At 66.9% G+C, this 19170-nt stretch carries 31 protein-coding genes and 1 tRNA gene; 8 read left to right on the top strand and 24 right to left on the bottom strand.

The window, feature by feature from the left end; genetic code table 11:
* Nucleotides 1-68: 68 nt before the first annotated feature.
* A complete protein-coding gene (locus ABZ215_RS38640; RefSeq protein WP_020416641.1) occupies nucleotides 69-311 on the bottom strand; it encodes a hypothetical protein in 243 nt (80 codons plus the stop codon).
* Nucleotides 312-454: 143 nt separating this feature from the next.
* Between ABZ215_RS38640 and ABZ215_RS38635 the strand changes: the two genes are divergently transcribed.
* Nucleotides 455-530, top strand: a tRNA-Asn gene (locus ABZ215_RS38635).
* Nucleotides 531-681: 151 nt separating this feature from the next.
* On the opposite strand, the gene ABZ215_RS38630 is transcribed toward ABZ215_RS38635, so the two are convergent.
* Nucleotides 682-897, bottom strand: coding sequence for a DUF397 domain-containing protein (locus ABZ215_RS38630; RefSeq protein WP_354955547.1), 216 nt, complete (start codon nucleotides 895-897; stop codon nucleotides 682-684).
* Nucleotides 875-1783: a helix-turn-helix transcriptional regulator gene (locus ABZ215_RS38625; RefSeq protein WP_354955545.1), complete on the bottom strand. Its 909-nt coding sequence runs from the start codon at nucleotides 1781-1783 to the stop codon at nucleotides 875-877. Before ABZ215_RS38625 ends, ABZ215_RS38630 begins: the two co-directional genes overlap by 23 nt.
* A 103-nt stretch (nucleotides 1784-1886) precedes the next feature.
* Here ABZ215_RS38625 and ABZ215_RS38620 point away from each other — a divergent pair, with 103 nt between their 5' ends.
* The 6 genes from ABZ215_RS38620 (at nucleotide 1887) to ABZ215_RS38595 (ending at nucleotide 3893) form a co-directional block, all read left to right on the top strand.
* Complete coding sequence (locus ABZ215_RS38620) at nucleotides 1887-2129, top strand: hypothetical protein (RefSeq protein ID WP_354955544.1); 243 nt, start codon at nucleotides 1887-1889, stop codon at nucleotides 2127-2129.
* Nucleotides 2130-2191: 62 nt separating this feature from the next.
* On the top strand, nucleotides 2192-2413 hold the full coding sequence (locus tag ABZ215_RS38615) for a hypothetical protein (protein WP_354955542.1): 222 nt from the start codon (nucleotides 2192-2194) through the stop codon (nucleotides 2411-2413).
* Nucleotides 2410-2763: a hypothetical protein gene (locus ABZ215_RS38610; RefSeq protein WP_354955540.1), complete on the top strand. Its 354-nt coding sequence runs from the start codon at nucleotides 2410-2412 to the stop codon at nucleotides 2761-2763. Before ABZ215_RS38615 ends, ABZ215_RS38610 begins: the two co-directional genes overlap by 4 nt.
* 210 nt (nucleotides 2764-2973) lie before the next feature.
* On the top strand, nucleotides 2974-3144 hold the full coding sequence (locus ABZ215_RS38605) for a hypothetical protein (RefSeq protein WP_354955538.1): 171 nt from the start codon (nucleotides 2974-2976) through the stop codon (nucleotides 3142-3144).
* Nucleotides 3145-3323: 179 nt separating this feature from the next.
* Nucleotides 3324-3488: a hypothetical protein gene (locus tag ABZ215_RS38600; RefSeq protein ID WP_354955536.1), complete on the top strand. Its 165-nt coding sequence runs from the start codon at nucleotides 3324-3326 to the stop codon at nucleotides 3486-3488.
* Between the two features lie 87 nt (nucleotides 3489-3575).
* Nucleotides 3576-3893, top strand: coding sequence for a hypothetical protein (locus ABZ215_RS38595; RefSeq protein WP_354955534.1), 318 nt, complete (start codon nucleotides 3576-3578; stop codon nucleotides 3891-3893).
* 110 nt (nucleotides 3894-4003) lie between these two features.
* On the opposite strand, the gene ABZ215_RS38590 is transcribed toward ABZ215_RS38595, so the two are convergent.
* The 3 genes from ABZ215_RS38590 to ABZ215_RS38580 form a co-directional block, all read right to left on the bottom strand.
* Nucleotides 4004-4843: a site-specific integrase gene (locus ABZ215_RS38590; RefSeq protein ID WP_354955549.1), complete on the bottom strand. Its 840-nt coding sequence runs from the start codon at nucleotides 4841-4843 to the stop codon at nucleotides 4004-4006.
* Between the two features lie 167 nt (nucleotides 4844-5010).
* On the bottom strand, nucleotides 5011-5445 hold the full coding sequence (locus ABZ215_RS38585) for an HD domain-containing protein (protein ID WP_354955532.1): 435 nt from the start codon (nucleotides 5443-5445) through the stop codon (nucleotides 5011-5013).
* A gap of 78 nt (nucleotides 5446-5523) precedes the next feature.
* Complete coding sequence (locus ABZ215_RS38580; RefSeq protein ID WP_354955530.1) at nucleotides 5524-5781, bottom strand: hypothetical protein; 258 nt, start codon at nucleotides 5779-5781, stop codon at nucleotides 5524-5526.
* A gap of 302 nt (nucleotides 5782-6083) precedes the next feature.
* Here ABZ215_RS38580 and ABZ215_RS38575 point away from each other — a divergent pair, with 302 nt between their 5' ends.
* Entirely contained in the window at nucleotides 6084-6881 is a 798-nt protein-coding gene (locus tag ABZ215_RS38575; protein WP_354955528.1) for a class I SAM-dependent methyltransferase, read from the top strand.
* A gap of 119 nt (nucleotides 6882-7000) precedes the next feature.
* Here the strand turns inward: ABZ215_RS38575 and ABZ215_RS38570 are convergent, their stop codons facing one another.
* The 18 genes from ABZ215_RS38570 to ABZ215_RS38485 all read right to left on the bottom strand — a co-directional run.
* The gene (locus ABZ215_RS38570) at nucleotides 7001-7231 is read right to left on the bottom strand and encodes a hypothetical protein (RefSeq protein ID WP_354955526.1); all 231 of its coding nucleotides are present in this window, start codon (nucleotides 7229-7231) and stop codon (nucleotides 7001-7003) included.
* Nucleotides 7232-7247: 16 nt separating this feature from the next.
* A complete protein-coding gene (locus ABZ215_RS38565; RefSeq protein WP_354955524.1) occupies nucleotides 7248-7586 on the bottom strand; it encodes a hypothetical protein in 339 nt (112 codons plus the stop codon).
* Between the two features lie 3 nt (nucleotides 7587-7589).
* The gene (locus ABZ215_RS38560; RefSeq protein WP_354955522.1) at nucleotides 7590-8582 is read right to left on the bottom strand and encodes a LamG-like jellyroll fold domain-containing protein; all 993 of its coding nucleotides are present in this window, start codon (nucleotides 8580-8582) and stop codon (nucleotides 7590-7592) included.
* A 3-nt stretch (nucleotides 8583-8585) separates the two neighbouring features.
* Nucleotides 8586-9044 (bottom strand): hypothetical protein, encoded by a 459-nt coding sequence (locus ABZ215_RS38555; RefSeq protein ID WP_354955520.1) that lies wholly within the window; start codon nucleotides 9042-9044, stop codon nucleotides 8586-8588.
* 30 nt (nucleotides 9045-9074) lie between these two features.
* Nucleotides 9075-10157, bottom strand: a complete 1083-nt coding sequence (locus ABZ215_RS38550; protein ID WP_354955518.1) for a LamG-like jellyroll fold domain-containing protein — start codon at nucleotides 10155-10157, stop codon at nucleotides 9075-9077.
* Nucleotides 10158-10166: 9 nt separating this feature from the next.
* Nucleotides 10167-10667: a hypothetical protein gene (locus tag ABZ215_RS38545; RefSeq protein WP_354955516.1), complete on the bottom strand. Its 501-nt coding sequence runs from the start codon at nucleotides 10665-10667 to the stop codon at nucleotides 10167-10169.
* A complete protein-coding gene (locus ABZ215_RS38540) occupies nucleotides 10668-10931 on the bottom strand; it encodes a hypothetical protein (RefSeq protein ID WP_354955514.1) in 264 nt (87 codons plus the stop codon).
* Between the two features lie 27 nt (nucleotides 10932-10958).
* Nucleotides 10959-11522 (bottom strand): hypothetical protein, encoded by a 564-nt coding sequence (locus ABZ215_RS38535; RefSeq protein WP_354955512.1) that lies wholly within the window; start codon nucleotides 11520-11522, stop codon nucleotides 10959-10961.
* 10 nt (nucleotides 11523-11532) lie between these two features.
* Nucleotides 11533-11880, bottom strand: a complete 348-nt coding sequence (locus ABZ215_RS38530; RefSeq protein WP_354955510.1) for a hypothetical protein — start codon at nucleotides 11878-11880, stop codon at nucleotides 11533-11535.
* Nucleotides 11881-11883: 3 nt separating this feature from the next.
* Nucleotides 11884-12780, bottom strand: a complete 897-nt coding sequence (locus ABZ215_RS38525; RefSeq protein ID WP_354955508.1) for a M15 family metallopeptidase — start codon at nucleotides 12778-12780, stop codon at nucleotides 11884-11886.
* A gap of 10 nt (nucleotides 12781-12790) precedes the next feature.
* Nucleotides 12791-13636, bottom strand: a complete 846-nt coding sequence (locus tag ABZ215_RS38520; protein ID WP_354955506.1) for a hypothetical protein — start codon at nucleotides 13634-13636, stop codon at nucleotides 12791-12793.
* A 37-nt stretch (nucleotides 13637-13673) separates the two neighbouring features.
* Nucleotides 13674-13985 (bottom strand): hypothetical protein, encoded by a 312-nt coding sequence (locus ABZ215_RS38515; protein WP_354955504.1) that lies wholly within the window; start codon nucleotides 13983-13985, stop codon nucleotides 13674-13676.
* A gap of 458 nt (nucleotides 13986-14443) precedes the next feature.
* On the bottom strand, nucleotides 14444-14659 hold the full coding sequence (locus ABZ215_RS38510) for a hypothetical protein (protein WP_354955502.1): 216 nt from the start codon (nucleotides 14657-14659) through the stop codon (nucleotides 14444-14446).
* A gap of 12 nt (nucleotides 14660-14671) precedes the next feature.
* Nucleotides 14672-15823 (bottom strand): hypothetical protein, encoded by a 1152-nt coding sequence (locus ABZ215_RS38505; RefSeq protein WP_354955500.1) that lies wholly within the window; start codon nucleotides 15821-15823, stop codon nucleotides 14672-14674.
* A gap of 16 nt (nucleotides 15824-15839) precedes the next feature.
* Entirely contained in the window at nucleotides 15840-16358 is a 519-nt protein-coding gene (locus ABZ215_RS38500; RefSeq protein ID WP_354955498.1) for a hypothetical protein, read from the bottom strand.
* Nucleotide 16359: 1 nt separating this feature from the next.
* Nucleotides 16360-17373, bottom strand: coding sequence for a hypothetical protein (locus tag ABZ215_RS38495; protein ID WP_354955496.1), 1014 nt, complete (start codon nucleotides 17371-17373; stop codon nucleotides 16360-16362).
* Nucleotides 17374-17376: 3 nt separating this feature from the next.
* The gene (locus ABZ215_RS38490; RefSeq protein ID WP_354955494.1) at nucleotides 17377-18279 is read right to left on the bottom strand and encodes a hypothetical protein; all 903 of its coding nucleotides are present in this window, start codon (nucleotides 18277-18279) and stop codon (nucleotides 17377-17379) included.
* Between the two features lie 3 nt (nucleotides 18280-18282).
* Nucleotides 18283-19170, bottom strand: an 888-nt coding sequence (locus ABZ215_RS38485) for an IMP dehydrogenase (protein ID WP_354955492.1), incomplete at its 5' end; no start/stop codon positions are given.

Here is a 19170-nt window from a genome sequence, read left to right as displayed (position 1 = left end):
GCCTCCGGCTCCCCGACCCGGTGACAGCAGGGCGCCCCCAGCCCTCGCGCCACCCAGCAGACGAGCCGCTACGCCTGCGTGGCCTTCGGCTCGCGGGCCCGGTGGCCGTTCGGCCCGCTGTGGGAGCGCGCGAACGGCAGCTTGTCACCCACCTTCTCGCCGAGCTTGGCGCGCACGACGCCGGCCGCGCCCTGAACCGCGGGGTGGTCGGCGACCGCCCGGTAGGTTCGCACGATCTGCTCGTACCTCGCACGCCCCGCCCGCGCCCCGAGCACGTACCCGACGGCCGCGCCGAGCAGGAAAGTCTTCATGCCCGCCTCCTGGTGTGTCCGGCTCGATCACTCATTGTCCCCCAAGGCGCGCGAAACTGCCGGGGGGTGCTTGCAGAGCGCGATCGCCCATGAGCTAGAGTTCTCTCCCGTCAGCCCGGAGCGATCCGGGCAGGCCAGAGCGTTCCCCTGTAGCTCAATTGGCAGAGCATTCGGCTGTTAACCGAAGGGTTGCTGGTTCGAGTCCAGCCGGGGGAGCCAAAGCCCCAGGTCACTGGCCTGGGGCTTTTTCTATATCCCCTGCGGCACAGTGGACCCAGGAAAAACCCAGTAGTTGGAAACCGCCTGAACGAGGAGCGCCCCGCCACCTCCAGCAGGAGGCGCGGGGCGCTCAGGGTGCTGCTCTAGTCGTTCAGTGGGGGTCGAACTCGCCGGCCTTCACGCCAGCGATGAACGCCCGCCACTCACCGGGCGTGAACGTGAGCCGAGGGCCGTCCGGGTCCTTGCTGTCTCGCACCAACCAGCGGCCGTCAACCAGCTCCGCTGTCTCGACACACTCCTGCTGGGGACCGCTCTTGCTGGACTTTCGCCACACTGGCTCCTGGTCAGGCCCCCAAGGTACTGTCATGGTGTCGTCTCTCCATTCGTGTGATGACATCCGCGATGAGCCTCGAAGTGGCGTCGGGGCTCATCGCTATCTTCTCCAGTCGCTCCACGGCCTTGACCATGTCGGGCACGTCTCGCTTGGGAGCGAACATGGAGCTTCGGAAGTGCTCGAAGTACACGATCGGGTCCCCCACGGCGAACTCGTACAGCACAAAGCCGCCCATGTCCGCGGGGTTGAACTCGTCGGTCTCTGGGATCGCGCGCACGGTCACGTTCGTTAGCTGCGCCATCTTGAGGGTGTACTTGAGCTGCTCGATCGCGACCGGTAGGCCGCCGAGTGGGCGTTCGATCGCGCGCATCCCGAGGAACACGTCGAGCCGGATCGGGTTGGTGCGCCACAGGGCTTCTTTGCGGGCCATGCGTGCGCTGACGATCGCCTTGGCCTGACTGTCGGAGGTGGTGCCGCCGGCAGCCACGATCGCGTGCGCGGTGCCTTCGTTCTGCAACATGCCCGCGGTGAACAGCGGCGCGCACGCGACCATGCGTATGGCGGTGCGTTCGTACTCGACGAGGGCGGACACCTGCCGGTCCACTCCGTCGGCGATCCAGTCGGGGTTACTAGCGTCGCGGGCGTCTTGCAGGATGTCGTCGCGGTCGTCGCCGACCACTCCTAGCGCGCCGAGGATGACGCCGACGGTTTCCAGGTCGGGCAGCAGTTTCCCGTTCTCCCACTTGGAGTAGGTCGACGGGTGGACGCCGATCATGCCCGCGAATTCGCGCAGCCCGAAGTGCCGCGCCTCGCGTTGGTGCCGGATCTTGGCACCGAGGAGGCGCGACCGTGGGGTGTCGCTGGTGTTTCTGGGCACGACACACAGCTTAGCCGCCATGTACAGCCCCACGAGCGTCACTCGATTGGAGCATTGCGCTAGTGTTTCTGGAAACACCACACTGTTTCCAGAAACACGGCGGTGTTGTCGAGATCACTGTAGCCCATCGGGGAAGGGCCTGGACATGACTCCACTTGACTGGCAAGACAGCTGGTCAGCTGTTGCGTATGACCTGGGCTGGGCTCCGGTGCCGCTGAGAATCGGGCTCCTCAACACAGACAAAGGGATCAGATTCGCTGTCCTCTTTGAGGAGCCCCTGAACAGCACCGAGGCGCGTATCGGGATCTTCGTGCCGGGTCAGGACGTTGCATTCGCCACGAACGCCGCCCGCTTCGCCGAACGCCGCGCGAGGGGTGAAGACCAGTGACCCGACCAGGAGGACGGTACGGGCCATGGCCGGTCCGCGGATGGCTCCCCGACGGCACCGCCGTGACCGTGTGGATCCGGCTTAAGCGGGACGAGAACGGCGACCCGGTGCCCGCGTTGCGGATCGACGGGGACCAGGACCGTGAGGTCACGCTCCACGCCGCCGACTCCGCCCAGCTCATCACGAATCTGCGTCTCGCGTGGAGCGCTGCCGGGGAGATCAAACACGCGCGGGAGGAACAGCACCGCGCCCAACAGCCCAAGGGAAGGGGGACGCGGAGATGAGCGCCCTCGACTTCGACGACCACCGTATCCCCGGCTACAAGCCCATCATCGGGGGTCTGCGGCACCTCACCTACCGGGCGGGGAAACCGCTGCCGTACACCATCGTGGCGCTGCTGTGCGGCGGTAGCTACCGGGTGGCGGAGAAGGTCGAGCCCCACCACTTGTACGACTGTTCGCACTGCTTCGACGTGTGGTGCGAAACCCAGAACCACCCGGCCGCTCCTGGTGACGCCTTGCCCCCGGGCGATGCCAGTGTCGACCCCCTTGGCGGTCGGGTTCGGAAGCCGGCAGGCACGGACGGTCCCGAAACGGTCGTGCCTGCCGGCCCGCCAACCTTGGAGGCGATGTGAACCGTGGACCCTCACAGAGCCCCCCAGCGATCCGAGTCGGCGGAGTTGCCCATCTCGTCGCGCACTGGTCACGCACCGAAGAGGGTGTCTTCTACACCACTCGATGCCGCCTCGTTGTCCACACCCGCACCCATGATCTCGTCTCCGCCCCCAGAGAAACGTGCCGAAAGTGCTTCTACAGCGAGCCGCGACGGACGGGTGGTGGCGCACATGCATGACGTGGGCCAGTTGATGGCGCGGGTGTCGATCCTCTACCGACAGGTCGGTGACCTGGCCGTTCTGCCCGGTGCGGCGGCGATGAACGAGTTGGGGCAGCGTCTCGCCCTGTTGGCGGGTGACGTGCTGGCGAGAGCTGCCGAGATCGAGGCAGAAGACCCCTAGACCCCCGCGGCAGGCGACCTCCAGTGCGGCAACCCCTGGCCTGCCGTGGGCCCTTGGCCCCGCGCTCAACCCGGTCCCCCAGCAGGGCATGAGCGCGGGGCCACCCCATGTTGAGAGGACGGTGTGTGTTGGCGGTTCGAGCTTGCCCCCACCCGGCCCAGTGGCTTGAGGTGGAGTTCGTGGAGAACCGCCGCTACGACTGGCGGGTGACGTGCCAGTGCGGGTTTCGGTGGCGGCCCGAGTCGCCGAACATCCCACCGCACGTGACGAGCTTCGTGGAGGGCGTCGCAGGCCAGTTGGTGTGGCGCGGCATCCCGCTCGACTACACGGAACCACCGTTCTAACTACTCCTCGTGGCGGAGTGCCCTTGAGCGCGCCTCACCGCGGCAGATAGCCTCGAACCGCAACACCACCATCCGAGGGAGAGACAGTTGACTGTGCAGTGGCAGGGCTACATCGAGCACCACGAGATCAACGCCCCCGGGCGGAAAGCCGCTGGCCGGGCTGCTCGACTCTCCGCACCGGGTGAGACGTTGACCAGCGTGGATGAGGTTGTTGCGTGGTTGAAAGCCAAGTCCGTGGAGGCAGCGAAGACCGCCGACCAGCAGGCCGCAGAGAAGAACAACCTGGTCACGCACCCGGAGAACATCTACCGCTCGTTGGCCCGCAAAGGCCAGTCGTTGTACGCGTCGGTGCATGTCACCGGGCGTGAGGTTGTGGACGTGTGTGTGGAGGCGGTGACGGCGTGACGGATCCGTCGGAGGCGTGCCCGGCCGGCCCGGGTGGTCACACGTACGCGCAGGACAAGAAGGGCACGTGGCGTTGTAGCCGCTGCGGCAAACCCATGTGAACCAGGTCGTTAGCTGCTCATCCTCCTGCGCGGGTTGTTCTGTTTCTGGTCGACCATGCGCACGTACTTCATCGGCGTGGGCGAGGTCGGGTCCCAGCGGCCAGCTCGAGCAAGCAGCGGCAGCGGCACCCCGTCCATCGCACCTTGCGTGATGAATCCGGCTCGGAGCGAGTGCGCCGAGTACCGGTCAGCGTTGGGCAGGCGCGCTGCCCGAGCGGCGCGCTGGACGATGTTGTTGACGGTCTTGTCGCTGATCCGCTGGTGCTGATAGAGCTTGCCGTGGCGGGTGATGGCGCGGAACAGGTAGCCGCTCGAGGTGTCTGCCCCGACGTGCTCGAGCGCGGCGATCCACTCGCGGTAGAGGCTGACCGGGTCGGTGTCGGTGTGGTCGCCTGGCGGTAGGTAGACCGTCTCACCTTCGGCCTGCTGGTCGGTTTTGGATTCGCGGATGTAGACCACGAGTTCGCCGTCCTCGTCTATGTGGGTGTCTTCGATGCGGAGCGCGGCGAGTTCGGAGCGGCGGCCGGCGAGCCACATGCCCATGACGAGGACGAGTCTGTCCCGTTTTCCGGCCAGGGTGGTGGGGTCGCAGGCTGCGGACAGGCGTCGCAGGAGTGGCAGGGTGATCGGTGGTGCTTCCTTGGTGCGGTTCCCGCCCTGTGCCCATTCCTTGCGGTGGCCTTGCAGTACGAGGAGGGCTGCTTCGTTGTCGGGGTATGCGTTGCCGTGGCCGTTGAGGCGGTGCTGTTTTCGGATGACGGCCATGGCGTGCTTGAGAGTGGCGGGGGCGCGTCCCGCGTCGGCAAGGTGTGCAAGGTAGTCGGCGAGCGTTGCACTGCTCGTCGGCATGCTCACGCGGTCGTTGTCTTCGCACCAAGTGACGAACCGGAACCAGGTCCGCCGATAGGAAGTGGCGGTGTTCTTCGGGATGGCTCGTTTGATGCGCTCAGCAGTGCTCGGAAGTATCGGATCTCCCGCTTGCCCAGGAAGGTGGCTCCGTCGCGGAACGAGCTCCGTCATGAGGTGGTCGACTCCAGGATCTTGCGCGCCCGCGCATAGCGGCGCGCCATGCCTTCCGCCTGTTTCGGTTCCAAGTTGTGCAGTCGCTCGGTGTTGTGCCGATTGTCGGCCAGTTTGACCAGCCGACCAAGCGGGTGCCGGGCAGCGCGCCGGATGAAGTCCATGTACACCTCGCCAGGTCGTCGGGTGACAGCTTCAACTGCGTCGATGACTGACTCCGATGCGCCTGCACGACGCAAGTCCTCGGCGGTCAGCTCGGTGTCTTCAAGCACATCGTGTAGTAAGCCGGCGATCTGGGCTTCCTCGCCGTGTTCGACGAGCATGTCCGCGACAGCTTCCACGTGTTCGTGGTAGGGACGACCGGCCTTATCAACCTGGCCAGCGTGTGCCGCGCGGGCAAAATCGCGCGCCTCTTCAAGGGTAAACGTCATGATTCGAGTGTCTCACAAAACTTCCGATAAGCAAGGTTATAGGAAGTTTATGGCTGAAAACTTACACCTCCCCAAAGATCAGCCATGCGTGCGTCTCCCGATCTTGCGGGTCGGTTTGTTGTAGCTGTAGTCGTACTCCGGATGCCCCAACTGCCGGCCCTCCCCGTCCGGGATGAACTCGACTGGGATGCCCCACCCGAACCTGTGGGTCACGTGGTCTTCTTCGAGCATCCAGGCTGTGGGGTTGTCGCCGAGGACGCGGCGTGCGTGGGGCCAGCCGCCTTGAAAGAGTCGGACTTCTCCGGTTGCGGGGTGGGTGGCGCGGACGACGGTCATGCACTTGACGTTAGAACATGTGTTCGAGGTGTGCAATCGTCCAAGAGTTGTCCAGGTCCCGCCCGATCACTGGTCGAACTGGGACCGGTGCCACTAGCGTTGTGGACGGTCTCCCGGGGCTTTGTCTCTGCGTTCGACCGCTGAACGACCATCGGGATACACAGGGTGTCGACGGCACCCGCAGGGGCTCTCTGGTGTTCCAGCACCGAGGGCCCCTTTTCACGTCAAGGGCTGCGTAACGAACTGGACCCCGCTTGTAACGCGTTCAATGACGCGTCCGACCCCCTGTCATGACCTTGAACTTGCACAGCGTTAAGCGGGTCGCCGCCCGTGTCGAGGACGTCGGCCAGAAACTCCTCACCCGCATCGGCCTCGGCCAACCCGAACACAGGATCATCGCCGACGCCCAAACCTACTGGTCCACACCGACAGCGAAACGCTGGCTGGGGAACTCGCACTGGCGGGACAGCGACGCGTTCGAGGACGCAGACCTGTGGCACCGCATGGGGGCGGAGCATGTCGCGATGTTCGACCGGGGCGTCCGCGCCGCCGGGGCGAACCTGACGCTCGACCGGATCGTGGACTGGGGCTGTGGCGGCGGCGGGAACGCGGTGGCGTTCATGCCGCGGTGTCGCGAGCTGATCGGCGTGGACATCTCGCAGGCGAGCCTCGACGAGTGCGAACGCCAACTCGCCGGCCACCGGGGTGTGTTCACCCCGGTGCGGATCGATATCGCCGACCCGGAGAAAGCGGTCCCCGCCATCGGGGTCGAGTCGGTGGATGCGTTCGTCAGCTACTACGTGCTGGAACTCGTTCCCACCCCGGCCTACGGGCTGCGGCTGATGGGTGTCGCGCACCAGTTGCTCGCGCCGGGCGGTGTCGCCCATGTGCAAATCAAGTACGCCACGTCGCGGCTGTCCACCCGGCCGCGAGGCCGGAACTACCTCCGCGGCCAAGCGCAGGCCACCAGCTATGAGGTGCCGGAGTTTTGGGAAGCGATGCAGCGGATCGGGTTCCGCCCGGTGATGGTGGAGTTGGTGCCGCGGAACGAGCTGGACGAACGCTACGCCTACTTCACCCTGGTGAAAGACCCCACGTGACTGCGCGGAAAGAGGAAAGGGCCCCCTGCGCTTCGACTCAGACTGAGGAGGGTGTCTGAGGAGCGCAGGGGGCCAGGGTGACCGCCGGGGCCCTGGGGAGGGTGCCCCTGGGCGGTCGACTAGAGCTGGACGGTGCCGAGTTTCGTGACCTGCCCGTCCACCGACAGCCACACGAACGTCTTCCCGACGCGACCGGCCGGCGGGCGGACCTGGACGACGCGCTGGCCGTCGCTCCAGTGGAAGTAGGCGGGCCGCCAGTCGTTCTGGTCTCCGACGGCGAGTAGGACGCGGGCTCGTTCCGAGCCGTCGTAGCCGATCCGGACCCAACCGTCTTCGAGCCGCACAGACATCGATGCCTCCCCGGGCTTATAGGACGGTCAAGGTGTCCAGTTTCCGAACGACGTCTTCAGATGCGGTGGAGACCAGTGCCCACACCTGGTAGTCGCCGGGGGTTGTGAGGTTGACGTCCCCGTTGCGGGGCCCGATGAGGGTCACGATGTCGATCGACCCCACTTCGGCGAGGGGGTCCGGGTCAGGGATGGTGCCATCGATGAGTTGGACCGTGGTGAAGTCCCCCACCTCGGGCACCTCGCTCGGGTTGAGGCTGTAGAACACCCCCACGGACACGATGTCCGCGACGCTACCTCGGGTGAGCGTGATCTTGTTGGCGACGAACTCGGTGCCTGTGTGGAACAGCGTGGTCACGACCTATTCTCCTCTCTCGCCGCGGGTGGGGCCGATCGTCCAGGCGAGACGGGTTCCGCCCGCGGTCACCCGCTCGAGCACACGGGTGGGCCCCAGTTCGAGGTTGACGTTGAGGTGCACGATCGTGTGCCCAGACGTGACCGTCACCGGGTGCGCCTCGCTGGTTTCGACCGCGCGGCCGATCGTGACCCGCTTCGAACGGGCCAGAGGGAACGCAGTGTCCAGTTCGACGGCCCGCCGGATGCGGGCTTTCACCACGCTCACCGCGTTGGCGGTGTCGGTCTCCGTCGCCCGTCCGAGAGCGCGGGCTTTGGCCCGTTCGATCGGGAACCCGGTGTCGGTTTCGACAGCCATCCCGATCGCGGTCGAGGACCCGGTCGACGTGACCGGGGTGCCGGCGAGCGCGGCGATCTCCACGCTGGTGAGGGCGTGGCTGTAGAGGCGCAGGTTGTCCAGGGCGGGGCCGGTGGTGGTCCACTCCGCGAGGTTGATGCGGTCCGCACCCACCGCGAGTTGTGTGCCGGGCGCGCCGACCTGCCAGGTGGTGGTGTTGGTGAGCACCCCGTCCCGGTAGATCGAGAGCACACCGGTGGCGCGGACGTAGGTGGCGCAGTAGTTGTGCCACTCGTCCTCAACCGGCGGGGCCGCGGTGGGACGGTCAGCGAGGCCGTGGTCGCTGGCGCGGCGAGCTTGCGCGGCCATGTTGCCGCCCAAGTTCAACAGGCCCCACGTGCCGGAATCGATGGAGTCCTTTTCGAACCGCACCCACCAGGTGCCCAGGTTCCCCTGGGCGTCGAACATGATGGTGCGGTCATCGGTTTCACACGCCGCCAGCACCTCGTCTGGCAGGACGGGCATGACGCTGCCGTTCTTCCCCAACGCCCCGGCGACTTGGACACCGTTGGTGCCGTCGAGGTTGATGTCGCGGCCGTTGCCCGAGTGGTCGGTGACGGTGCTGCCGGACCCGTCGAACGCGTAGGCCGCTTCCAGCGCCATCGGCTAGGCCGCCCGGGCGAACCCGCTGGTGGGCAGGGTGATGGTCTGGTCCGTGCCGTCGGTGGTGAACACACAGTCGTGGTAGGTGAGCGGGACGATGGACGAGTCGGTGCCGCCGGTGGTGTCCGGGTCGTAGCAGACGAGCAGTTTCCCGATGGTGTTGTTGGTGCCGCCACCGGCGGAGGTGTAAACGAAATCGGCGGCGTCGATGTCGACCCGGTTGTTCGTGTCGTCCACCGTCACCGTGACCGTCGCCAGGGTTTTCCGGGTGTAGCCGGTGAAGTCTGCCTCGTCGTTCGACGCCGCGAGCAACGCCGCGAGATCGTCGTAGTTGTTGAGCGTGTCGTCCGCTTCAAGGCCGGCGGACTTCAGCAGCACAACGATCAGGGCGTCATTCGCCTCGGGGAGGCTGGCGTAGTGCGCGATCCGGCCGCGGGCAGCGTTGAACACGCCATCGCTCATGGCTGATGCTCCGATCTGTGAGTCTGTCGGCTACAGCAGCCGGGTGGGGTCGATGACGAGGCCGTCGTTCAACGCTCGTGTCGCGCCGACCGCGGTGAAGGTGCGGGTGGGGCCGACGTGGACGGTGATGTCGACCTGCGCGGTCGGGTTCGTGTTCAAATGCGCCGTGTCCACCGCGGTAGCAGCGTCGGCGAGTGTTCGGGCGAACCCCGCCACAAGCTCCGACGCAGTGCCCGTCTCGGTGCGCGAATGGGTGACGGTGACTGTCGCGGTTTCGGTGGCAGTGGCGGTGTCCGCGACCGTCCGGGTCGCCGTGACCGTCGCGGTCTCCGCAGCGGTACTCGCGGTGTCGGTGACAGTACGACTCGCCGCGACCGACGCCGCCTCAGCCAGGGTCCCCGTGTCACTGCCAACGACGGGTGTGGACGTGACCGGCGGGGTGGTGATGATGCGGGGTCGGAGCCGCTGCCACGGGATCGGTGGCCCGTCCTCCGTCACCGGGGCCGGTGACCCCGCAGTGAGGGTGCGGCCGTTCCCGGACAGATCGGCGAGATCAGTGGCGTTGACCAGCGGGTACCAGCCGTACAGGTTCGCCACCCGCGACGGCACGTACTGTGCCCACTCGTTCTCGATCTCCGCCACGGTGAGGGCGGCGGAGTACACCTTCACCGCGGCGATGCGGCCGTTCCAGTTCTCCGAGAGGTCCGACGCGGACCTTCCGCCCAGGGCGTAGGCCCCGGCGGTTCCGCCGCCGCTCACTGTTCCGGTACCGGTGGACACTGGTCCGGTCGCGCCAGCGCCGTAGACGGTGCCCGTGGTGCCGGTGACTGTCATCGCCAGCCGGTGCCACGTCCCGGCCGTGAACTGCATCGCGGTCGGCGAGGTGGGGAACGACCCGGCGATGGACGCCCCCGTCAGCTCGGTGCCGTTCGCGCCGGCCCCGAAGAAGAATTTGGTGGTGCCGCCGGTGTCCCGGAGCCGCCACACCTCCGACCAGGTGCCGGTGGAGGCGGTGAGGTACGCCCACATGAGGACGGTGATCCCGGCGGCGGGGTCGGGGGCGGTGGTGGGGTAGTCGAGTGGGACGGTACTCGTGGTGAAACGGCCTGCCACCCGCGCCTCCTACGTGTCGGAGTACGAGACCGTCGCGGCCACCAGAATGCTGTCCCCGGTGAGGGTGTCGGCTGCGTTGCCCGCGTCCCGATACACCTTGATCCACACATCGTCGCCCGCAGCGAGGCTGTCGAGGTTTGACACCGTCACGGTGCAGCGGTGCAGTCGCTGCCCGGTGGTGCCGAGATGCGTGTCATCGACCGTCTGCGCTGTCGCGAGCGTCTTCGTTTCGACGTCCTGGGTGTCGGTGTCGGGGGTGATCGCGGCGATCTGGACCCCCCACCGCACCACCCCCGAGGTGGCGGAATCCGCGTACCAGTCGATGTCCACGGCGAGGTTCCCGGTCCCATAGTTCACTGCCCGCACCGCCCAGTAGGCGTTCTCCTGGGTTGCGGCGTCGAACGCCAACCCCACGACGGGGAAGTTGGTGCCGTTCTTCACCAGCGCCGGGAACGCCGATGCGAGGAACTGTGCGCCGGCGGGCTCCAACGTCTGGTACACGGTTGCCATCTAGCTGTCCTCCTGCACTTTCAGCAGCCCCGCCCGCCGCATCGCCACGTAGCAGAACAGCAGGGTTTTCTGCGTCAGGCTCGCGTTGGTGCGAAACGCCGCGGGCAGCGCGGTGTTGAACGAGGACGCGTTGGAGTCGATCCACGAGTCCGTGGCGTCCACCGCGGCCCGAAGATCGGTCTTGGTGAACGCGCACGGTTCACTGTTCTGGCGCATGAACCACCGCCAGATGCGGTTGCGGTCCAGGTCAGGCAGGACTGCCACTGGTGCTCCCCCAAGGTTTCGGTGGCGTCAGGACAGGGTGATGCTCAACGTGAGGACCCAGGTTGAGCCGCTGGCCTTGGTGCCCAGCGCTTCGACCTTGCGGTTCAGCATCCGGCCGGTGCCGTTGGTGGTGGAGTTGAAAATGCCCCATTCGTTCCAGGTCCAGTTCGCATCCGAGGACCCGAAGGTGGCGCGGAAGGTGATGGTGGCGGCCCCGGAGGTGGTGGCGTCGGTGTGCTGCGGGTAGGTCGAGTCCATCGCCTTGCGCAGCTTGTTTGTCGACGCCTGCAAGTCGTTCTGTGTCGCAACGGCAATCGCGTTGGAGTCACCGACGCCGATGGCTGCTTGGGCGTTGTTGAAGTACGTCAGGTTCTGCCCGGCGGTGGTGGTGCCGTTGCCCACGAGGGCCTGCCACAGCACCGACACACCGCCGTACATGAGCAGGTTGCCCGCGATGTCCACTGTGTCGTACAGGACCCCATCGGCGTCGTACTTGTCCAGGTGGGTGTGGCAGCGCCATTGGATGGTGTCGTGGTGGGCAGCCGCCGCTGTGACGGCGGCTGTCTCCACGCTCTGCGCGGTCTCGTCCATCCGCAGGCCCTCAGGCCTCGACAGCGGAGTTCGCGGGGTGCTGCGGCCCCGGCAGCGCGACCACCCCGACAGCGCCGAACGCGGCGATCACAAGCTGAATGATCTCCGAGGTGTCCAGGCCGCCGTCGATGACGGTGACGAGCAGGGTGAGGACCGCCGCTGCGATGGCGACTGCACCCTTGGCGTACTTGCCGACACCCGCGTTCAGGTTCGGCACGATCGCCACCGACACCGCACCCACACCAGCGAGCGCGACGGTGATCCACTCGGTGGCGGACAGAGCCCCATCCACGAGGAACGGGAGGACAGCGGACAGCACGGTCGTGAGGACCATGCCCCAAGCCTTCGAGTAGTTCATGGGTCAGCCTTCCTGGGTGGTGGTGAGCTTCTGGGCGAGCTTGGCGAGGGCGGCTTCGACGATCGCGTCGGCCTGCTCGCCGTTGTCGTCGTCGAGCACGTCCGCCACCGCGTCACGCAGCTCCGGCAACACAGCGGCGACGAGACCAGGGCGGAGAGCGTCAGCGATCGCCTGCGCCGTGACGCCGTTCTGCTTCGCCACCAGGTCCAGCAGCGCAGCGGCCTTCCGGTTCGCCTCGGTGGCGTAGTAGTCGATGAACGGCAGGAAGTCGAGCGGACGCAGCTTCGCGTTCGGGTCCACCTTCGACTGCAACGCACCGGCGAGCATGTTGAACATCTCGTTGATGCGGTAGTCGGTCCAGGCGAAGTAGTCCCGCACCCGGAGCGGGTTGTTGTAGCGCGTGGTGAAAACGTCGTCGAGGTTCACGTCATCCTCCTCAATCGGGGCGGCACCGCCGCCGCCGGATGTGACTGCTGCCAGGACCCGGGCACAGGTGGCCTCGTCCCGGACGATCTCGAAGTGCATCGGGTCTTTGCGGCCCGTGTAGTCCCCGCCCCATCGCACACACCCTTGGCACTGGGCGAGGATGGAGCGGATCGCCGCGATCTGTCCCGCCGTGAAGTTCACGGACGGGTTGGTCCCGAGCGGGTGCTTGGGGGCGTTGAGGTCGATCGCCGTGCCCGACGCGTGGTTGGACAGGCCAGTCGAGCCGCGGATGTCGCGGTAGGCGTAGCCCCAGTTCCCGGGCCACACCAGCGGCTCGACGCGGTTGTGGAACTGCACCGCCACCCACGCCAGCAGGTCCCCTGCCGGTCCCGGGCGGAGCGGGATCTTCCCGCCCGGCACGTTGCGGTTCACGGCAGAGATCGGGGCCGAATACCCGTTCTGTGATGTGGCCATGGGTGTCTCCTCAGTTGGGGAACGGGATGTCCGTGTCATCCGGTGGCGTTGTCGGTGGCCCGTAGGTGGCGACCACGCACGACCACACATCCGCGGATCCGCCATTGGCGAGGAGCACCGTGACTTGCGCGAGCGACCCGCCCAACGGGCAGACGGCGTTCGGGTTGTCGCGCAGGTAGGCGTCGAACGCGGCTTTGATCTCTTCCTGCGTCGGCGGCGGCCCGGGTTGTCCGTCCACGCCGTCGCGGCCGTCTTTGCCGTCCTTCCCGTCCACACCCGGTCGCCCGGACGGCCCGGTCGGGCCAGCGGGACCGGACGGGGGTGGGGAGGTAGCGAGGTATCCGGCGATCGCTGCGGCGAGCTGCGTCGGTGATGGTTGTCCCGGTTGGATCGGGTTCGCCGCGAGGTACTTCGCCACCGCCTGCCCCAACTCAGCCGCGGTGGGACGCGGGTTCGGCAACGACGCCAGCACCCGCGCGGTCGCCGCAGCCACGATCACATCGGTGTCGGGGGCGGTGCCCGGCTCGGGGATCGGCACGGGAGGCTGCCCCCGCTGAGTGAGTTCCCGGTTGGCCTGGTCCCCAGCGGGTTTCGCCTGCTCCGCCTGCTGCCGCAGCGCGGTCACCGCAGCTTCGTTCGCGCCGATACGGGAGTTCAGGTTCGCCACCACCAGCGCGGTAGGGACCGCGACCAACACAGCGACGAGCGCCATCGCGGCCACGATCCGCGGCCACCAGCGGATCACCTCGCGGCGCGCCACCTCAGGGGCTTGTTCGGCTTGCACCACGGCTTCTTGGACCGCGTCACGCACCTGCCCCAACGCTTCGTGGGCCCGCTCGGTCGGTTCGCCCGCCACGTCACCTGGCTCTGTCTGCTCAGGCCGGTAATGGCGATCAGGCATTCCCCCGCCCCCTCAACTGGGCTTCCAGGCTTGCGATCCGCTTGTTCGCTCGACGCAGCTCGGCGTCTCGTTCGTCGAGGCGCATTTGCAGCAGGTCCCGTTGGTGTTGGAGGTCGTCCATCGCGTCCTGCACGATCGACCACCCCGAGTCCGCCTTCGCCGGCGCGCTCACAGCCGTCTCGGTTGCCGCTGTGGGTGTGGCGGGTGGTGGGGGTGGGTCAGGTTTGCGGCGGTGTTCGATCCACTTCGGCACCACCGCAGTCACGACCGTGCCGATCATCGCGATGACGGCGAGCACGATCACCAGCCACGGCGGGCCACCCGCTGCGGGCGCTGAATCCGCGGCTAGCAGCACGTGCGATCCCCCTCCTGGTCGTCATGTGACCCCCCTTGCGCGATGCCTTGATCGCCGCCACAGCCCCAGAAGGTGCATCGGCGCGGCCAGAGCGAGTGTGTGCACCGGTGCTCCCCAGCCGCTGATTTCCCCCGTGAACACGGTTGCGAAGAGGCACAACCCCCAAAACGAGAAGGACACCGCCGCGACCCCGTGTCCGAGGGTGTAGCGGCGGACGAACAGCAGACACCCGGCGGTGAGGAACACCAGCCCCCACACCCACACGGGGATGCCGAGTTGCCGGATCACGGTGAACGTGGACCCAGAGGACCATTGGGGTGGCCCGAGCGCGTACCCGGCTCCGACGAGGACAGCGTGGGTGGCGAGGATGTACCGCACCGGGTGGGACAGGGTTTGCACCGGACGGGTCATTCGTCGGTGACTTCCTGCATCGAGCGGGCGAACAGCTTCGTCTCCGCCGCTTCCAGGGAGTCCACGTCCCGTGAGTCGGTGGTTTCGACCCCTGTCCAAGCGAGTGGCCCGTGCACCGGGTCGAGGCATTCGATGGTCAGCGTGACCCGCAACTGCTCCGGTCGCAGCGGCTCGAGGGCGGGTGGTTTGGGTTTGCGGAAGCCCTTGAACACCACACCACCCCATCACCGTTTCGACAGGTAGCGGACCTTCTTCGCCATGCGTTTGATCAGTTTCGCGTCGTCGTCGCGCGGTTTGTCGATCGTGACCGACACCGTCTCCCCACCCGACTCGTCCACATCGATCGTCAGCTCGTACACGCGGGCCTGCCCAACGTCGAACCGCCGGCCCCGCTTCACGGAGTAGGTGACGATGTCGCCGAGCCACACGTGTTCGGGGCCGCGCCACTTCCCCGCTTTGAACGTCAACGTCCACGCCGTGCGCAACTGCGAGTACTGGTTGAGTTGGAACTTCGCTGTCTCCGTCACCATCTGGGTAGTGGTGAGGGCGGTGTCGCCGAGGGCCACGTCCCAGCGTCCCTCGGGGCGGGACCCGATGTCCGCGACCGTCTGGATCGACGGGGCGACACTGTCCGCGCCGGACTGCCGCACCGCGTTCGCATACGTGTCGTCCCTGGTCTGACCCGACGCCTTCTTGATGTTGCCGCCGTAGTCCAGCAGCACACCCTTGTCCAAGCCGCCCTTCTGCGGCCAGTACAGGTTCACCACACCCTGCGGGGTGATGTCCAGTTCGAACGCGTTGTCCATCGCCATCAGCTTGACGAGGCAATCCCAGATGGAGTCGCCGTCCTTGAACTCCACCGACGCCCGCGTCACCCCCGTCGAGGGCCACTGGCCGCGGGTCAACTGCAAATCCCCACCGGCTTGGGACTTGGCGTAGGACAGCAGGTCCCACGCGATCGTTTCCTGCGCGGTGTTGGTGTACGTCTTGTCCGTGAACAACAGGCGGCGGTCGAGGAGCCCGCGGTAGTCGACGGTGTCGACCTTCAAGCTGTACCCGGTCTCGTCGATATCGTCCCCGGTGGCGGTGACCCGCCCCCGGTAGAGGGGGACGCCGTTGCGAAGGACCCGCAGATCGGTGACCAGATCCGTGATGTACAGGGCTTCGGTGGAGTCACCGTTGATGGAGAACGACGCTCCCGAGGGTTCCAGCAGGGACAGTTTCAACTGCCGGCCGGTCGCTTGCCGCAACTGACGGTCGGGCAGGCCACGCCAGTCACCGACGTTCCACACCCACTGCGGGCGGGTGCGTTGCCGGTCGCTGGTGGGGGTGATGTTGACGTTGGAGAAGTAGGCTGACCCGAGCGGTGCCGTCACCACACCACCCCCACAGTCAGACGAGGCCGCACAGGAACCGCACCGTCACCAGCGACAAGTCCAGAGCACCGACGGCCTCGTGGCGTTGCAGCTCCCAGAACTGGCCGTTCGGGGAGGTTTCCCACGCCACATAGCCGTTCTGTTCCCGCAACCGCCAGAACACGTGCGCTTTCTGGTCGTACGGCACCCGAACGTCGGTGGTGTTGCCGGCGACGACTTTGCGGGGGATGAACACCGCGTCCCCGCCGTCCCCGACTTCGAGGAGGAACGACACGTGGTTGGTGGGGTTCTGCTCCAACGCCAACGCCACCGCCACCCCCGGGGTGAGGGGTGGTGGGGTGACCTTCACCGAGAACTGCGACGACGTGAGATCCCACAACGCGACAGACCGGATCTCCGGGATTGACGCGGTGCACGGCAACTCGGCCCGGTTGTCCGACAGATACGTGGGTGCCCCGTTCAGGGTGGCCCACTTGGCGGGGTCGAGGGTCGAACCGGGGAACGTGTCCTTCAACGCCACAGTCTTCTCGGCCATGTCACCCGCCCAAGTAGAACACCTGCAAGTTGGAGCGACAGTCCGCGCGCGCCGCCTGCGTGTCCATCGCCCCCACCGACCATTGGTGCCGGCCGCGGATGTTGACGTAGTCGCCGCGGTTGAGCCACACCACCTTCGGGCGGGCGTTCACCACGCTCGTGTCCCCGACCAGGTTGGTGTTGAGGGTCGCGTTCGTGCTGGAGTCAACGTTGGAACCGTTGATGCCGATGCACGCCGCGAGGGGGATCGTGCCGGGGGTGGTGTTGGAATCCAGGGTGAACCACGCCACCGACCCGAGAGTCAGGTAGTAGCCGGGGAGCTGGGCGTAGTAGCGGGACGTCGTCGTGGTCGTGGAGTGCCCGTTGAGCGGGTCGTACTCCTCCCCCTGCATCAGGATGTCCGTCCACGTGTGTGCGGGGATGTTCTGGCCCACCGTCTGGTAGAAGCTGCCGACAGGTGCGCCACCGCCCAAACCGCCGGCCCACTGGTCCGCCAGCACCCACGTCTGGGTGATGTGGGCGTTCTGCACCGACGCTTGTCCCGCCGCGATCGACACGCGCCCAAGGTCGATGGAGTTCGCCGGCAGCGCCGGGACACCCGACCCGGTGTCCTCTTTCAGCAGGAACTGCCACCCGTACTGGGTGCCGGTGGCCTGCTTGTCCAGGATCTGCGCCACCACCCGATGCGTCCGTGACCCAGACGCGGGGGCGGACGGGGTGGTCAGGTTCACCGTGCCAGTCGACACGGTGATGTAGGAGCCCTGATCGGTGACCGAGGTGCCCTGGATGACGGCGCGGAACGCGGAGATGTCGATGGAGAAGTTCGCCCCCGCGGAGCGTTGGGTGATCGTGAAGCTGGGGTTCAGCACCCCGGCCCGCGGGAACAGCGACGACACGGTGCGGCGGAAATCCTGGGCGCTGTAGAGGATCGCCGAGTCCCCCGACACCGGTTGAAGGTAGAGGGGGTTGTCGACCATGGCTGCGTTAGCCGTCGACACCACGGTCTGGTCAGCCATGCCCTAGATCCATTCGTCTGAGTACTCGTAGTACAGCTGGCAGGAGTTGTCGGCGTTGGACACCGTGAACGCGACCTCGTTCGGACCCGGGTCGAGACCCCACCAGGTGGTGACGTTCAAATCGAGGAACCCGTACAGCGACAGAGAAGGGTCGGAGTCGAGGTAGACGGTGCGTTCCGCCATGTCGATGTCCACGTAATGCCCGGGTTGGATCGTCGTGTTCAGGGCGACGACCTCACCGGTGCCCTTCTTCGTGATGATCGGGTTCGTGCCCTGCCCGTAGATCCGCAACAACGGGTACGCGGTTTCGCTGCCCTGGTTCGTGAGGACCGCACTGTTCGGTGAGGAGCCGGCGTCGAACGCGATCCCCGTCGAGGTCCATGAGATGGGGAAGGAGATGCCGGCGTTCGGGGCGAGCGGATAGATGGTGCCGGTGGTGGCTTCGACGGCCTGCATCGTCCCCGACGGCGCTTTGTAGGTGAGCGTCACCGGGATGATCACTTTGCCTTTGCCGTCGACCGTGCACGACAACCCGGAGGGGCGTAGCCGGAGCCGGCGTTCCTGTTCCCACCCCTCGCAGCGGATGTACAGCCACGGACGCAGGCTGGGGCGGGCGAACGAGCGGAGCTTGTCCACCCACTGGTGCCGGGTCAACACCCCCCACGGGGCCAGCTCGCCGTCTTTGGCGGTGAGGTTCAGGGTGACGGTGCGGGACCCGAACCACTGGGTGTCGTCCACCGTCCCCGACTGGCCGGGGATGTCCTGCACCACCTCCCGCGCCTCGGGGAACCCCAAGTCGTAGGAGACACATTTCACCGGGGAGCGGACGTCTCCGGTGCCGAGTTGGATGGGGAACTCGACACCGGAGACGTCGTCGACCAGGCGCATCGTGGTTGGTGACGCCATCGATCACACTCCAGCCACACTGACACCGAGCCCTTGGACCTGCACGTTGGTTGGCCGTTCGGAGATCGCCGTGGCGAACGCGGCGGCGAGCCGGTTGATGGAGTACTGGTCCAGTCGCACCTCGCCGTCGCCGGTGAGCGCGTTCGCGTGCGCGATGTACGCCGCTGTGGACGCCGGATCCAACACGGCTTCGGGTTTGGTGGTGCCCTTGGCGATCGTGTAGGTGCCCGGGTCCCGCGGCAGATAGCCGCCTTGGTCGTACCAGTGGGGGCTGCGGGACAGCCACTTCGTGTACGCGGTGAGCGGATCCCCGTACGCGCCGCGGATGTAGGACAGGCCCCACTCCGCCTGCCCGGCTACGGTCGGCTCCAACGGGCCGTGCAGCGACGTCATTTTCTGGAACAGGCCACGTGCCGAGGAGCTGGGGTTGGCGGCGTTGGGGTTCCACGACGACTCGCCCTGGATCAGCTTGTACAGGGCGTCCCACTGCGCACCCGAACCCCACCCGTATTTCGTCGCGACCGCGCGGACAGCGGCGACCACCTCGGGTGACCCGGCACCCATGGAGGTGGCGAGCACGGTGGAGAGGATGTTCGCCCCGGCCGGGATCACCGCGTCGATCAACCGGTGGGTCATGCCCGCCCCGGCCTGTGCGGCGATGTTCCCCGGCCACTGCGCGGCGACCCCGTCAGCCATGCCGCGGGCTTCTTGCAGCGCGGCGGAGACGATCGCGCCCGGGTCGAACGCCCCGTCCCCGCCGGACACGAACCGGCCGCCAACGAACGGCAGCGACGCGGTGCCGGTGAACTGGCCGCTGTCGGCCTCGTAGATCGCGGAGATCTGCGGCACGCCGACGCCGGCGACGATGCGGGTGGTGCAGATCGACCCGGG

Origin of the sequence: Amycolatopsis sp. NPDC006131 (assembly GCF_040614175.1) — a bacterium.
Taxonomy (GTDB): domain Bacteria; phylum Actinomycetota; class Actinomycetes; order Mycobacteriales; family Pseudonocardiaceae; genus Amycolatopsis_E; species Amycolatopsis_E tucumanensis.
The sequence above is the reverse complement of the archived record's forward strand: the minus strand, read 5'-3'. Positions and strand labels throughout refer to the sequence as shown.

Bases quoted from the DNA above. Each gene is read 5' to 3' on its own strand.
- ABZ215_RS38560 (WP_354955522.1), bottom strand. From the start codon at position 8,582: ATGGCGCTGGAAGCGGCCTACGCGTTCGACGGGTCCGGCAGCACCGTC.
- ABZ215_RS38500 (WP_354955498.1), bottom strand. From the start codon at position 16,358: ATGGCCGAGAAGACTGTGGCGTTGAAGGACACGTTCCCCGGTTCGACC.
- ABZ215_RS38605 (WP_354955538.1), top strand. From the start codon at position 2,974: ATGCATGACGTGGGCCAGTTGATGGCGCGGGTGTCGATCCTCTACCGA.
- ABZ215_RS38530 (WP_354955510.1), bottom strand. From the start codon at position 11,880: ATGAACTACTCGAAGGCTTGGGGCATGGTCCTCACGACCGTGCTGTCC.
- ABZ215_RS38580 (WP_354955530.1), bottom strand. From the start codon at position 5,781: ATGACCGTCGTCCGCGCCACCCACCCCGCAACCGGAGAAGTCCGACTC.
- ABZ215_RS38545 (WP_354955516.1), bottom strand. From the start codon at position 10,667: ATGGCAACCGTGTACCAGACGTTGGAGCCCGCCGGCGCACAGTTCCTC.
- ABZ215_RS38525 (WP_354955508.1), bottom strand. From the start codon at position 12,780: ATGGCCACATCACAGAACGGGTATTCGGCCCCGATCTCTGCCGTGAAC.
- ABZ215_RS38555 (WP_354955520.1), bottom strand. From the start codon at position 9,044: ATGAGCGATGGCGTGTTCAACGCTGCCCGCGGCCGGATCGCGCACTAC.
- ABZ215_RS38585 (WP_354955532.1), bottom strand. From the start codon at position 5,445: ATGACGTTTACCCTTGAAGAGGCGCGCGATTTTGCCCGCGCGGCACAC.
- ABZ215_RS38610 (WP_354955540.1), top strand. From the start codon at position 2,410: ATGAGCGCCCTCGACTTCGACGACCACCGTATCCCCGGCTACAAGCCC.
- ABZ215_RS38590 (WP_354955549.1), bottom strand. From the start codon at position 4,843: ATGCCGACGAGCAGTGCAACGCTCGCCGACTACCTTGCACACCTTGCC.
- ABZ215_RS38535 (WP_354955512.1), bottom strand. From the start codon at position 11,522: ATGGACGAGACCGCGCAGAGCGTGGAGACAGCCGCCGTCACAGCGGCG.
- ABZ215_RS38570 (WP_354955526.1), bottom strand. From the start codon at position 7,231: ATGTCTGTGCGGCTCGAAGACGGTTGGGTCCGGATCGGCTACGACGGC.
- ABZ215_RS38620 (WP_354955544.1), top strand. From the start codon at position 1,887: ATGACTCCACTTGACTGGCAAGACAGCTGGTCAGCTGTTGCGTATGAC.
- ABZ215_RS38490 (WP_354955494.1), bottom strand. From the start codon at position 18,279: ATGGCGTCACCAACCACGATGCGCCTGGTCGACGACGTCTCCGGTGTC.
- ABZ215_RS38495 (WP_354955496.1), bottom strand. From the start codon at position 17,373: ATGGCTGACCAGACCGTGGTGTCGACGGCTAACGCAGCCATGGTCGAC.
- ABZ215_RS38640 (WP_020416641.1), bottom strand. From the start codon at position 311: ATGAAGACTTTCCTGCTCGGCGCGGCCGTCGGGTACGTGCTCGGGGCG.
- ABZ215_RS38630 (WP_354955547.1), bottom strand. From the start codon at position 897: ATGACAGTACCTTGGGGGCCTGACCAGGAGCCAGTGTGGCGAAAGTCC.